This window comes from Geobacter sulfurreducens PCA, from assembly GCF_000007985.2.
In the GTDB taxonomy this organism is placed as follows: domain Bacteria; phylum Desulfobacterota; class Desulfuromonadia; order Geobacterales; family Geobacteraceae; genus Geobacter; species Geobacter sulfurreducens.
Window position 1 is genome coordinate 1,180,149 of the sequence record NC_002939.5, and the last position, 13,483, is coordinate 1,193,631.

General features: G+C 59.0%; 13 protein-coding genes and 1 pseudogene. 4 read left to right on the forward strand and 10 right to left on the reverse strand.

The genetic code is table 11. The features are described from left to right. Nucleotides 1-12: 12 nt before the first annotated feature. From GS_RS17400 to GS_RS05495, 9 genes are all read right to left on the reverse strand, one after another. Nucleotides 13-153 carry a hypothetical protein gene (locus GS_RS17400; protein WP_010941755.1) on the reverse strand — a complete coding sequence of 47 codons (141 nt, stop codon included), beginning with the start codon at nt 151-153 and terminating at the stop codon, nt 13-15. 172 nt (nt 154-325) lie between these two features. Further along, nucleotides 326-1,012 (reverse strand): phosphate signaling complex protein PhoU, encoded by a 687-nt coding sequence (gene phoU, locus GS_RS05460; RefSeq protein ID WP_010941756.1) that lies wholly within the window; start codon nt 1,010-1,012, stop codon nt 326-328. Between the two features lie 31 nt (nt 1,013-1,043). Continuing rightward, on the reverse strand, nt 1,044-1,823 hold the full coding sequence (pstB, locus tag GS_RS05465) for a phosphate ABC transporter ATP-binding protein PstB (RefSeq protein ID WP_010941757.1): 780 nt from the start codon (nt 1,821-1,823) through the stop codon (nt 1,044-1,046). A gap of 56 nt (nt 1,824-1,879) precedes the next feature. Then, the gene (gene pstA / locus GS_RS05470; RefSeq protein WP_010941758.1) at nt 1,880-2,800 is read right to left on the reverse strand and encodes a phosphate ABC transporter permease PstA; all 921 of its coding nucleotides are present in this window, start codon (nt 2,798-2,800) and stop codon (nt 1,880-1,882) included. Further along, nucleotides 2,800-3,777 carry a phosphate ABC transporter permease subunit PstC gene (gene pstC / locus GS_RS05475; RefSeq protein ID WP_010941759.1) on the reverse strand — a complete coding sequence of 326 codons (978 nt, stop codon included), beginning with the start codon at nt 3,775-3,777 and terminating at the stop codon, nt 2,800-2,802. The genes pstA and pstC overlap by 1 nt, the downstream gene beginning before the upstream one ends. Nucleotides 3,778-3,900: 123 nt before the next feature. Next, complete coding sequence (locus tag GS_RS05480; RefSeq protein WP_010941760.1) at nt 3,901-4,929, reverse strand: PstS family phosphate ABC transporter substrate-binding protein; 1,029 nt, start codon at nt 4,927-4,929, stop codon at nt 3,901-3,903. 165 nt (nt 4,930-5,094) lie between these two features. Continuing rightward, nucleotides 5,095-5,532, reverse strand: a complete 438-nt coding sequence (locus tag GS_RS05485; RefSeq protein WP_010941761.1) for a phosphate-starvation-inducible PsiE family protein — start codon at nt 5,530-5,532, stop codon at nt 5,095-5,097. A gap of 187 nt (nt 5,533-5,719) precedes the next feature. Next, a complete protein-coding gene (pnpS, locus tag GS_RS05490; RefSeq protein ID WP_010941762.1) occupies nt 5,720-7,489 on the reverse strand; it encodes a two-component system histidine kinase PnpS in 1,770 nt (589 codons plus the stop codon). Further along, nucleotides 7,489-8,166, reverse strand: coding sequence for a response regulator (locus GS_RS05495; protein ID WP_010941763.1), 678 nt, complete (start codon nt 8,164-8,166; stop codon nt 7,489-7,491). Before GS_RS05495 ends, pnpS begins: the two co-directional genes overlap by 1 nt. Nucleotides 8,167-8,617: 451 nt before the next feature. Between GS_RS05495 and GS_RS05500 the strand changes: the two are divergent. The 3 genes and pseudogenes from GS_RS05500 to GS_RS05510 form a co-directional block, all read left to right on the forward strand. Continuing rightward, a pseudogene (locus tag GS_RS05500) lies at nt 8,618-10,279 on the forward strand (AMP-binding protein); the annotation flags it as partial. Nucleotides 10,280-10,292: 13 nt separating this feature from the next. Continuing rightward, entirely contained in the window at nt 10,293-10,439 is a 147-nt protein-coding gene (locus GS_RS05505) for a lipoprotein (protein WP_010941765.1), read from the forward strand. A gap of 30 nt (nt 10,440-10,469) precedes the next feature. Beyond that, a complete protein-coding gene (locus tag GS_RS05510) occupies nt 10,470-11,663 on the forward strand; it encodes a M24 family metallopeptidase (RefSeq protein WP_010941766.1) in 1,194 nt (397 codons plus the stop codon). Between the two features lie 178 nt (nt 11,664-11,841). Here the strand turns inward: GS_RS05510 and GS_RS17570 are convergent, their stop codons facing one another. Beyond that, nucleotides 11,842-12,042: a hypothetical protein gene (locus GS_RS17570; protein WP_153305652.1), complete on the reverse strand. Its 201-nt coding sequence runs from the start codon at nt 12,040-12,042 to the stop codon at nt 11,842-11,844. Here GS_RS17570 and GS_RS05515 point away from each other — a divergent pair. Then, nucleotides 12,041-13,366 carry a citrate (Si)-synthase gene (locus GS_RS05515; RefSeq protein ID WP_010941767.1) on the forward strand — a complete coding sequence of 442 codons (1,326 nt, stop codon included), beginning with the start codon at nt 12,041-12,043 and terminating at the stop codon, nt 13,364-13,366. The two genes, GS_RS17570 and GS_RS05515, sit on opposite strands and share 2 nt — an antisense overlap. The last annotated feature ends 117 nt before the right edge of the window (nt 13,367-13,483 follow it).

Sequence of the window (13,483 nt, forward strand, 5' to 3'; positions counted from 1 at the left end):
ATACGTCCAGGTTCAGGCTTCGCCGCTGGCAGCTCCGACAGCTCCGGCAGCGGGCGTGTTCAGGCGCTGGAGTGCATCGCGCAGCTCTCTGATCTTGGCTATCTGGCGGTCGAGTTCTCCCAGGCCGGGGATCGGCAGGTTGAATCGGGACATGGGCTGCCTCCTGTGGGCGAGACGGCCACCGGGGGGATTCCCGGAGTGCCGGTCATTCGTCTATGCCAGGATGGTAGCAGTCCAGTATTGCCGGGGGGTTACAGGGGGGTGAATTGAGGGTGAAAACGGAAGCGGGTATGGGGGGCCGGGCAGCCCCCCGGTTTGATCGTTGTTACTGGGGGTCCGTGGGAGGCGTCGTGTGGCGGATGTCCTTCCCCTTGATCATGAAGATGACCATTTCGGCCACGTTGGTGGCGTGGTCGGCGATCCGTTCCAGATACTTGGAGATGTAGCTGATCTTCAGGGCCCGGCTGATGGTTGTCGGGTCCTCGATCATGAAGGTGAGCAGTTCCCGTTGGATCTGGTCGTTGAGGCCGTCCACGAATTCGTCGTCGCGGCAGACCTTGATGGCCAGCTTTTCATCGCCGGTCACGAACGCGTCCAGCGACTCCTTCACCATCACCCCGGCCCAGTTGGCCATGCGGGGCAGGTCGATGTAGGGTTTGAGGGGCGGCTCCTCGTTCAGCTCCACGGCCCGCTTTGCCACGCTGGTGCACTGGTCGCCGATCCGCTCCAGGTCCGTGACGATTTTGAGCGCCAGGGTGAGAAAGCGGAGGTCGCGGCCGGCCGGCTGGCGCCGTGCTAGGACCTGGAGGCACTTTTCGTCGATGTCCATCTCCAGGTGATTGATCTCGTGATCCATGGCGATGATCCGGCGCGCCAGGTCGGAATCCCGGTCCACCAAGGCCTTCATGGCGTCGGTGATCATCTTTTCCACTTTGCCCCCCATCTCCAGAAGGCGGGTGCGGATCTCGTTCAGTTCTGCATCGTACTGCTTGAAGATATGTTCTTTTTCCATTGAAATCCCCATTAGTGTGCTGTCGTTCCCTCTACCCGAACCGTCCGGTAATGTAATCCTCGGTGCGGGGATTGTCGGGGGTGGTGAAGATCTTCTTTGTGTCGTTGAATTCCACGACTTCGCCCAGGTACAGGAATGCGGTGAAATCTGATACCCGGGCGGCCTGCTGCATGTTGTGGGTCACGATGAGGATCGTGAACCGCTCCTTGAGCTCGGCCATCAATTCTTCAATATTTGCCGTGGCAATGGGGTCCAGCGCCGAGGTGGGCTCGTCGAACAGCATGATCTCCGGGTCGATGGCCAGTGCCCGGGCGATGCAGAGCCGCTGCTGCTGGCCCCCTGACAGGTTGAAGGCCAGATCGCTCAGCCGGTCCTTCACCTCATTCCAGATGGCGGCGTTAGTGAGGGCCTCCTCCACCTTCTCCTCAAGCACGCTCCGCTTGGAGATGCCGCGCACCCGCAGGCCATAGGCCACATTCTCGAAGATCGATTTGGGGAACGGGTTCGGCTTCTGGAACACCATGCTGATCCGCATCCGGACCTCGATGGGGTCCACCTTGGGGGAGAGGATGTTCACCCCGTCGGGGTTGAGGGTGATTTCACCGTCGTAGCGATTGCCGGGGTAGAGGTCGTGCATCCGGTTGAAGCACCGCAGAAACGTCGATTTGCCGCACCCGGAAGGGCCGATCAGGGCAGTGATTCTTTTGTCATGGACCGGAAGGGAGATTCCCTTCAGGGCCTTGAAGTCGCCGTAGTAGAAGTTCAGATTTTTCGATTCGGCCTTGAGTACAGGCTGGACAGATGCTGACATCGTTGCTCCTTGGGTATCTATAGTACGGTAAAGGCGCTCTGAACGGTCCCGGCCGTTCACCACTTGATCTTTTTACGGATATGGTAGCGGAGAAAGATCGCCACCGCGTTCATGGCCAGGGTCATGGCCAGGAGCACCACGCCGGCTGCCGCCGCGTTGAGCTGGAACTCCTCCTCCGGCCGGGAGGTCCAGTTGAACATCTGGATCGGCATGACCGTGAACGGATCCTTGAGCCATTCGAAGCTGATGAAGGGAAACTGGCCGGAAATCGGCGAATGGGGCAGAAACGCGATGAAGGTTAGTGCCCCGATGGTGATGACCGGCGCCGTCTCGCCGATGGCCCGCGACAGGCCGATAATTACCCCCGTGAGAATGCCGGATGAAGAGTAGGGGAGCACGTGATTGGAAACCATCTGCCAGCGGGTGGCGCCCAGGGCATAGGCCGCCTCGCGGATGCTGCCGGGCACGGCGCGTAGCGATTCCCGGGTGGCCACGATCACGATCGGCAGGATCAGCAGCGCCAGGGTGAGGCCGGCGGACAGGATGCTCTGGCCGAAGTTCAACTGGTAGACGAAGAGACCGAGAGCCAGCAGGCCGAAGACGATGGAGGGGACCCCGGCCAGGTTCGTCACGTTGATCTCGATAATGGCCGTGAGCCAGTTCTTGGGAGCGTACTCTTCCAGGTAGACGCCGGCGGCGACTCCCAGCGGCACCGCCACGAAGGCGGTCACCAGCATGACCAGGATGGTGCCGACCCAGGCCGAGAGAATCCCCGCCTCCTCAGGGAAGCGCGAGGGGAAGGAGGTGAAGAAGTGGGGCTTCAGCCGCGGCGCGCCGTCCGCCACCAGTTGGGCGAACAGCCCCATGAGGGTGAGAATCCCCACCAGCAGGCAGATGAGACCCACGATGGCGAACACGTAATCCCAGAACTTGTGGCGGGCGATGAGCCGCCTGATTTCCGTAACGGACTGTTGCATCAGTAGACCTCCCGGAACCGCTTTTTGAGCCAGTAGCCAATGATGTTGAACACCAGGGTCATCACCATCAGGGTGAGTCCGGCGGCGAAGATCGACTGGTAGCCGATGCTGCCGTGGGGAAGATCACCCAGAGCTACCTGCACGATATAGGAGCTGATGGTTGAGGCGGACTCGGTCGGCTTCCAGGTGAGGGTCGGCTGCATGCCTGCGGCAATGGCCACGATCATGGTCTCGCCCACGGCCCGGGAGATGCCCAGGATATAGGCCGCGGCTATGCCGGAGAAGGCGCTCGGCACCACCACCCTGACCGCGGTCTGGAACCGGGTGGCCCCCATGGCGTAGGAACCTTCCCGCAGGTGCATCGGCACCGCCCGCATGGCATCCTCGCTCACGGAGCTCACGTAGGGGATGATCATGATCCCCATGACGAGGCCCGCCGAGAGCATGTTGAAGCCGGGCAGGTCGGGCATTACCTTCTGGAGCAGGGGGGTCACCACGATCAGGGCGAAGTAACCGAAGACCACCGTCGGTACCGCTCCCAGGAGCTCAAGAAACGGCTTGACCGTCTCGCGGACCTTGTGGGGCGCGAACTCGCTCAGGTAGATGGCGATGATGGTCCCCATGGGGATACAGACCGACAGGGCCACGCCGGTCGTCACCAGGGTGCCTGAAACCAGCGGCATTATGCCGAAGTGGGCATCGTCGAACAGCGGCGTCCATTGGGGGTCGGTGAGGAACTCCACCAGTGAGACATGCTTGAAGAGCGGGATCGACTCGTAGACCAGGATCGCCACGATGGCGAAGGTGGTCGCCACCGAGGAGAAGGCCGCCAGGAAGAGGACGAACTCTACCAGCCGCTCCTTCAGGTGACGGCTCCGCTTGTGGGCGAGTCGCCTGGATGCCTCGGCGGAGGAGATGCACTCCGTCAGGCTGAGGGTCGTGTCGGGAGATGAAGTGTTCATGTGTTTGTTATCCATGGTTCGGTCCACCGCGATACGGATGGTGCAAACGTTTGACGGTTGTAACACTTGTCCGGGCACATAAAAGGGGAGAGGCCTCGCTCCAGCACCTCTCCCCCGGATGGAGTTCAGTCCGTCGGATCAGTGCTTTCCTTCGCGCTGGAGGAGTTCCTCCACCGAGACACCCACTTCAGGCTCCCCGCCGAAACCGGTGCCGGTCTTCTTCTTGGCGAAGTTCGACTTGGCAAGGGCATAGGCCTTGTCGGGAAGCGGCACGTACTTGACTGCTTTGGAGAGCTTCGGCGCCTGATTCAGGTAGAAGTCTACGAATTCCTTCACCTCGGGCTTGTCCACCGACTTGGCGTTCACGTAGATGAAGATGGGACGGGACAGGGGCTGGTAGCTGCCGTTCTTGACGGTGTCAATGGACGGGGAAACCGCCGGCTTGCCAGCCTTCTCAACAATGGGAACTGCCTTGAGCTTCTTGCTGTTCTCGGCGTAGTAGGCATAGCCGAAGTAGCCCAGTCCACCCCTGTCGCGGGACACGCCCTGCACGAGCACGTTGTCGTCTTCGCTGGCGGTAAAGTCGCCGCGGCTGGATTTGGCCTTGCCCACCACCGCCTCGGTGAAGTAGTCGAAGGTGCCCGAGTCGGCGCCCGGCCCGAAGAGCTTGAGGGGTTGGTTCGGCCACGCGGGGTTGACCTGGTTCCACTTCGTGATCTTCCCCTGGGCGGCGGGCTCCCAAATCTTCTTGAGCTCGTCCACGGTCATGCTCTTGACCCAGGTGTTCTGGGGGTTCACCACCACGGTGAGGGCGTCATAGGCTACGGGCAGCTCGATGTACTGGATACCAGCCTGCTTGCACGCTTCCATCTCCTTCTTGAGGATGGGGCGGGAGGCTCCGGATAGGTCAATCTCGCCGCGGCAAAACTTCTTGAACCCGCCGCCGGTGCCGGAAATGCCGACCGTTACCTTGACGGCGCCTCTCTTGGCCTTCTGGAATTCCTCGGCAACCGCCTCGGTGATGGGGTAGACGGTGCTGGACCCGTCGATCTTCACGAGTTTGTCCGCGGCAAGGACCGGACTCGCCGTGATCGTGAGGCCCATGACGGCGGCCGCCAGGGCAGGGGTAATCCGGCCGATCTTTCCGCCCAACGTGAGTTTTTTCATGCTAAGTCTCCTTGATTGTTGATGATCTGTGTTCCGTAAATGCATGGTGTCATCATAGAAGTGGTTTGTTACATCAGGGTTACGGCTATGCAAAGATCCGCTGAACAATTGAGCTGTGGGCACAGGATGATGTGCATGTGTCCCTGCTGTAACATTCTCGGTCGGTTACAGCTCTTCACGGATGCGGCGGGGTGAAAAGCGCACCGCCACGACCCTGACGCCCGCGAGGGCCAGAACCAGCGCGATCACCATGGCCACCTTGTCCCAGGACATGTCCCGGTACCAGAATGCCATGATCTCGGTGAGGACTGTGACGAGCACCGTATCGATGATGTAGGTTACTTTCACGCGCCCTTCAGAAAAATAGGCCAGGGCGGTGCGCAGTACCTCCACAACGGCGAGCACGGTCAGGACATCCACCAGGATGGTCCTGAACGCCTCGTGGAAATCGTGGGAAACCACCAGCCTCATGTCATAAAAGGTCCGGATGATCCCTCCCAGGATCGCCAGCAGTATGGCCGTGATTAGCAGGCTGAGAAGCACCCGCGCCGACACCTCGAAAAATTTCGTGAGCTTCAGGTCGATGACATCCTCTTTCCACATGGAACCTCCCGTTCTGTGCACTGTTACGGGAAGAGGATAGGATGGGAAGGTTACAGGTGTGTGGAGGGGAGGTGAGAGGAAGGAAACTTTCGCTTTTGCAGAATTGCTTCAGAACTAACCGGGGTGATCCGCATACAAAAAAGGGGGACGGTTGTTGGCCGCCCCCCTTGATGGTAGTGCGTATAGGTCAGGTCTTGCGCAGGGTGAACCGGAAGGTTGTGCCTTTGCCGTGCTCGCTCTCGACAGTGATGCTTCCGCCGTGGAGCTGGATGATGTGCTTCACGATGGAAAGGCCGAGGCCGGTCCCCCCCTCGTCGCGGCTGCGGGCGGCATCCACCCGGTAGAACCTCTCAAAGATGCGCGGCAGGTCCTTGGGGGGGATGCCGATGCCGGTGTCGTGAACCGACACCCTCACCATCCCGTCCGCCTCATCGGCACTGAGGGTGATGGTTCCTCCGGGCGGCGTGTACTTGAGGGCATTGTCCATGAGGTTGATGAGGACCTGCTCCAGCCGTCCCGGGTCGGCCAGTACCGGTGGAGCGCCTGCCAGGGCCGAGATGTCGATGACGATCTCCTTCCGTGCGGCCTTCTGCTCCAGCAGCCCCGCCGCGTGGGAGACCGCACGGTCCAGGTGGATCTGGGTCAGCTCCAGCTGGAGTCCTCCCGATTCCAGCTGTGAAAGGGTGAGGAGATCGCGGATCAGATCGGCGAGTCGTTCCGAGTGACTGCAAATAATCTCAAGGAAACGCCCGGCCCGTTCCGGGTCTTCCTCCACGAGTCCGCCGGCCAGGGCCTCGGCATATCCCTTGATGACCGTCACCGGCGTCCTGAGTTCGTGGGATACATTGGCCACGAAGTCGCGGCGGACAACCTCAAGCCGTTTCAGGTCCGAAATGTCGTGGAACACCGCCACCACGCCGCGCAGTTCGTCCTCTTCCATGAGCGGCACCCAGTGGGTCAGCACCTGCTTTTCGTCCCCCAGGGGAAGCGTCATCTCCTCCACGTGTTCGCTGCGGGACGACACCACGGCCCTGAACGTTTCATGCAGCTCGGGGAACCGGGCGATTTCGATGATCTGTCTCCCTTCCACGCTCTGGGTGAGGCCGAAGAGCTCAAGAAAAGCCGGGTTCACGAGAGTCACGGTTCCCCCGGCATCGCTCACCATCAGCCCCTCGCCCATTCCGCGGAGGATGGTGTCGAGCCGGTTTTTCTCCGCCGAGATCCGCGCCAGGTTCCGTTCGATCTGCGAAGCCATTTCATTCATGACGCGGGCGAGTTCGCCGACTTCATCGCGGGTGATGACCGGAATCCGCCGGCCGTAGTCTCCCCGGCCCAGTTGGGTGGCCAGGGTTGTGATGGTGCGCAGCGAGCGGGATGTGAGCCGCGAGAGTAGATAGCTCAGGAGCAGCGCAACCACCAGCGATACCACAAGAGATGCCCCCAGCAGGGTCCGGATGCTCTGTTTTGCCTTTTCTACCGCGGTGAGAGGGAGCGACAGGCGCAGCACGCCGCGCTCTCCCGTTGTGGTGTTGAGCACGGTCGCCACGTAGAGCATGGGGGTCTTGATGGTAGCTGAATAGCGGACCGCGGCGCCCCCTCCCTGTTCCAGCGCCTGGCGGACTTCGGGGCGGTTCGCGTGGTTTTCCAGCGTTCCCAGGTATTGGGGTGCGATGTCAGAGTCGGCCACCACCTCGCCCCCCTCAAGGATCACCGTCACGCGTGCCCGGGTCTCGCGCGAAATGGCCGCTGCCACTGCGGGCGCATCCCGCCGCATATCACGGATCTCACGGCCGGCAACCATCCGCGCCAGCCGCGATTCGCTCTTGAGATTCTCCTGGATCTCGTGGGCGAGGTGCGTGGTGAGAGTATGGTTAAGGTAGACGAAAAAAGCTCCCCCGATAAAGAGGAGCAAACATAGATAGGAAGCCATCAGCTTCCACTGGATGGTGAGCTTCACTATTCCTCCATCTTGTAGCCGAAGCCGCGGACGGTCTTGATCAGCTCTCCGGCCTGTCCCAGCTTCGTCCGCAGGCGGGTGATATGAGTATCCACCGTGCGGGTGTCTCCCACGTAATTATATCCCCACACGTTTTTGAGAAGGAGGTCGCGGCTCTGGACCCGACCGAGCCGCTCGGCAAGGTTCAGCAGAAGTTTGAACTCGGTCGTGGTCAGGGTGACATCATCTCCCTCCACGGCCACCATGTGACGCTCCGTATCGATCGTCACCGGCCCGACATTGATGACCTTTCCTTCCGGCTTGTCGGGGAGGGAGCGGCGCAGCACCGCTTTCACCCTGAGCAGCAACTCGCGGGTAGAGAAGGGTTTTACCACGTAGTCGTCGGCCCCGACCTCGAAGCCGACCACACGGTCGATCTCCTCGCCGCGTGCCGTCAGCATGATGACCGGGATATGGGCGGTCTTTTCCGACTTCTTGAGGATTTTGCAGACCTCCATCCCCATCATTCCCGGCAGCATCAGGTCCAGCAGGATCAGGTCGGGGGGCTGGCTGCGGGCCAATTCCAGGCCGTTCGCGCCATCCAGTGCCGTGAGGGTCCGATACCCTTCTTTTTCAAGGTTGAAGGCCACCAGATCGGCCAGGTCGCGCTCGTCTTCGATGATAAGTATCGTTTTCATGAATGTCTCTCCCTCGTGCGAGGGTAGCGTCACAATATTGCATTTGTGTTACAGCTGTGAAAAATGCCTGTAAAGACTAGAGATGGAGCCCGTTTCCACACAAATTGTGGATACCCTTGTGGATAAGATCGTAACACGTTTGCAAAGGCATATTAAAACAAATGTAAATAGCAAATTGCCCAAGAAATAAGCAGGTCGGAACGTGCTGAAATTAATACAGTATTAACAAAAACACATAATTATGTGTTGTGTCACGGAGCTCGTGACAGCCGTGTTTCATGTCGGTCATGGCGTTCATGCCGTAGCATCAGCTCCTCCTGAAGCTGCAATGATATCATGTTCTAACATCTTGACTTGTCCCGAGCGGCATGCTAGTTCAATAAATCTTCATCGATTCAATGGGTTAATGCACTGAAACACATGTTTGAATTGACGAAACACACAGGGGGAGTCCATGGCACAACCGCTTGAATTTACGGTAGGAGGATTGCTTGACCACATTGCGGCCCGCTATCCCGACAATGACGCTCTCGTCTATGTTGATCGCGGCCTCCGTTACTCCTATCGCCAGTTCAACGAAGTCTGCCGCGAGGTGGCCAAGGGGCTGCTGCGGCTCGGCGTCAAGAAGGGCGATCATGTTTCCATCTGGGCCTACAATGTCCCCGAATGGGTGATCCTTCAGTTCGCCACGGCCAAAATCGGCGCTGTGCTCGTAACGGTCAACACCAACTACAAATCGGCGGAGCTGGAGTATATCCTCAACCAATCCGACTCTTCGACGCTCTTCCTTGTGAAATCGTTCAAGGATACCGATTATGTGGCCACCGTGAACGAGGTCGTGCCCGAGCTGGCCGGGTCGGAAGCCGGCGCCCTTTCCAGTCCGAAACTCCCTTTCCTCAGGAATGTCGTCTTCATCGGCAGCGAGACGCCGGCTGGCATGCTCAATTTCGAGGCAATTGCCGCCATGGGTCAGGATGTCTCCGATGCCGAACTGGCGGCTGTTGAGGCAACCCTCGATCGCCACGACGTCATCAATATGCAGTACACCTCGGGCACCACCGGCTTTCCCAAGGGGGTCATGCTGACCCACTTCAACATCATCAACAACGGCTTCAACATCGGTGAATGCATGAAGTTCACCGAGAAGGACCGGCTCTGCATCCCGGTCCCCTTTTTCCACTGCTTCGGCTGCGTGCTCGGCGTCATGGCCTGCGTCACCCACGGCACGACCATGGTGCCGGTGGAGATTTTCGACCCCCTCTCGGTGCTGCGCACCATCGAAAAGGAGCGCTGCACTGCGGTTCACGGCGTTCCCACCATGTTTATCGCGGAGCTGGAGCACCCGGACTTTCCGAAGTTCGATCTCACGAGTCTCCGCACCGGGATCATGGCCGGCTCCAACTGCCCCATCGAGGTAATGAAAAAGGTCATCAGCCAGATGAACGCCAGCGAAATCACCATCGCCTACGGCCAGACCGAGTCGTCGCCCGTGATCACCCAGACCCGCACCGACGATGCCATCGAGCTCCGGGTGGCCACGGTCGGCCGGGCGCTTCCCGACGTGGAGGTCAAGATCGTCGATATCGAAACCGGTGCCGAACTGCCGCCGGGCAAGCAGGGCGAGCTGTGCACCCGCGGATACCTGGTCATGAAGGGGTACTATAAAATGCCCGAGGAGACTGCGCGGGCAATCGATGCCGACGGCTGGCTCCACACGGGTGACCTGGCCGTCATGGATGAGAACGGCTACTGCAAGATCACCGGTCGGATCAAGAATATGATCATTCGAGGCGGTGAGAATATCTATCCTCGCGAGATAGAGGAGTTTCTCTATACCCACCCGAAAATATCAGATGTTCAGATCTATGGCGTCCCCGACCGCAAGTACGGGGAGCAGGTCATGGCCGCGGTCATTCTCAAGAAGGGCGACACCATGACCGAAGAGGATGTGCGTGATTTCTGCAGGGGCAAGATCGCCAACTACAAGATTCCCAAGTACGTTAAATTCGTCGATTCCTACCCCATGACCGCCTCTGGCAAGATCCAGAAGTTCAAGCTGCGGGAAATGGCCATCAAGGAGCTCGGCCTCGAAGGGCCGGGGGAAACCGCTTGACCGGAGCATTGGTATGAGGGAAAAAATTCTCGGCGTTCTCATGGTGTTGTTCGTGCTCTGTTTCGCGGCGATCATCATTGAAGAAACCTTCCTGGGCGGACGCAAGCGGCGGCGCCTGGAGAAGGAGGCGCGACGTCGCCGTCAGTCGGACGGGGAATGACGCCAAGGTAACGCACACAGCGAGGTTTTCATGCGCATCACACCAAGGGAAGAGTTGGACTACCGCATCTCCCGGCTTCAGACATACATGGCCGGGGCAGGGCTCGATGCGGTCATCATCGTTCAGAATGCCGACTTGTTTTATTTCACCGGCACCATCCAGAGCGGCAACCTCTATGTGCCCGTTGAGGGCGACCCCATCTACATGGTCCGCAAAGAGCATTCCCGGGCGCGGATGGAGTCGGGGCTCAAGTTGGTCGTACCGTTTTCCTCCATGAAGAACATCCCCGGTATTCTGGCAGACCACGGTTATTCTCTGCCCGCCCGGATCGGCATGGAGCTCGACGTCGTGCCGGTAGCCTTCTTTGAGCGCTACCGCGCCGTATTTCCCAACGCCGACTTCAGCGATGCAACGCCTCTCATCCGGCGGGTCAGGATGATCAAGAGCAAGTACGAGATTCATCTCCTCCAGGATGCCGCAGTCCAGGTCGACAAGGTCCATCGTCGCGCCATGGAGGTCATCCGTGAGGGGATGACCGATCTGGAACTTGCGGCGGAACTGGAGTTCACTGCCCGGAAAGAAGGTCACCAGGGGCTCGTCCGGATGCGCTCTTTCAATTCTGAGCTGTTTTACGCTCATATTTTTTCAGGGACCGATACAGCGGTCCCTGCCTATGTGGATACCCCCCTCGGAGGACTTGGGCTCAATCCCTCGTTCGGTCAGGGGGCCGGGCTCAAGCGGATCGAACGCAATGAGCCGATCATCGTCGATTTCGCCGGTTGCGTTGACGGCTACCTGGTGGACCAGACACGCGTCCTGGCCATCGGAGGGATTTCCGATCGGTTGCGTCGTGCATACGATGACATGATCAGGGTTCAGGAGCGGATGATCACGCTGGCTCTCCCCGGCACGCCGTGGGGCGATGTCTATGAGGGGTGTCGCACTCTGGCTGAGGAGCTGGGGTATGCCGACAGCTTCATGGGCTCCCGTGGCGCCCAGGTTTCCTTTATCGGTCACGGCATCGGCATCGAGATAGACGAATATCCGTTCATTGCGCGTGGCTTCTCCGAAATGGTCCTTGAGCCGGGCATGGTTTTCGCTTTCGAGCCGAAGGTCGTTTTCCCGGGCGAAGGAGCCATCGGGATCGAAAATACCTTTTATATCTCAAACTATGAAGGGCTCAAGCAGCTGACATTCTCGGACCAGGAACTGGTCATTCTCTGACAGCAGTCACTCACCCCTCCGGTGGGACGTCACCTTGACCGAGGTGAAACGTCCCGCCCCACCCCCCCTGATTAGCGCCGGCCGTCGCGCCCCTTGTTGCCCGTTATCATGTAAAATTTTGTTGAGTTTAATCAGATTGAATGGTATAAGGCTTTACAGTAAAATTGTATACAGTATACTAAAAAGAGATTTCCGCCGTTTTCACAATAATCGGTACCTCAATTTCAATGCCGTATTTTGTGGTATCGGAAGTATAACCGACTGAAATTTCCAGTACCGTGACACCACCAGTGGAAAGGAGGGGGAAGAAGGCAGGCGAGGTTGATAGTTTGTTTTTGTTTATTAAAACATCACAACTTGAAAGGAGAGCACGTAACATGGCACTCAAGGAAACCCTAAAGCAAAAAATTGAGGAGCACCGTCCCCGCACCACCCGGCTCGTAAAGGAGTTCGGCAAGGTCATTATCGACCAGGTGACCATTGATCAATGCATCGGCGGTGCCCGTGACATCCGCTGCCTGGTAACCGATATCTCCTATCTCGACCCGCAGGAAGGGATCCGGTTCCGTGGCAAGACCATTCCCGAGACCTTTGAGGCTCTCCCCAAGGCTGCCGGTTCTGACTATCCGACCGTTGAATCCTTCTGGTACTTCCTCCTGACCGGCGAAGTCCCGACCCAGGCCCAGGTTGACGAAGTGGTTGCCGAGTGGAAGGTACGTCAGGAAGTTCCCCAGTACGTGTTCGACGCCATCCGTGCACTGCCGCGTGATAGCCACCCCATGGTCATGCTCTCCGTCGGTATCCTTGCCCTCCAAAAGGATTCCAAGTTCGCGGGCTTCTACAACTCGGGCAAGTTCAACAAAATGACGGCTTGGGAATACGTCTACGAAGATGCCTATGATCTTGTAGCCCGTATCCCCGTCATCGCCGCATTCATCTACAACCTCAAGTACAAAGGCGACAAGCAGCTTCCCATCGATCCGAGTGCAGACTGCGGCGCCAACTTCGCCCGTATGATCGGCCAGTGCAAGGAGTACGAGGATGTTGCCCGGATGTACTTCATCCTTCACTCCGACCATGAGTCCGGCAACGTGTCGGCCCACACCACTCACTTGGTGCACTCGGCCCTGTCCGACCCCTACTATGCCTACTCCGCCGGCCTGAACGGCCTCGCCGGTCCGCTGCACGGCCTTGCCAACCAGGAAGTTCTCGACTGGACCATCAAGTTCCAGGAGAAGTACTGCAAGGACGTGGAGCCCACCAAGGAGCTGGTCACCAAGGCCCTGTGGGATACCCTCAACGCCGGTCAGGTCGTTCCGGGATACGGCCACGCCGTTCTCCGCAAGACCGACCCCCGGTATACCTCTCAGCGCGAGTTCTGCCTCAAGACTCCGGGGCTCAAGGATGATCCGCTGTTCAAACTGGTTGCCATGATCTTTGAAACCGCTCCTGGCGTGCTCATGGAGCACGGTAAGGCCAAGAACCCCTGGCCGAACGTCGATGCTCAGTCCGGCGTCATCCAGTGGTACTATGGCCTCCGTGAGTGGGACTTCTACACCGTCCTCTTCGGTGTGGGCCGTGCGCTCGGCTGCATGGCGAACATCACCTGGGACCGTGGCCTCGGTTACGCCATCGAGCGTCCCAAGTCCGTTACCACTCCGATGCTTGAGAAGTGGGCGGAAGAAGGCGGCCGCAAGTTCTAGTCGTACATGTGCCGGGGGGCGTCATTCCCCGGCACTTCTGCTGTAAGTCAAATAGAAAATGGGGAGATGTCACCGCGTCTCCCCATTTTTTCTATTCGTTCCCGCTTCAGGTGGCTC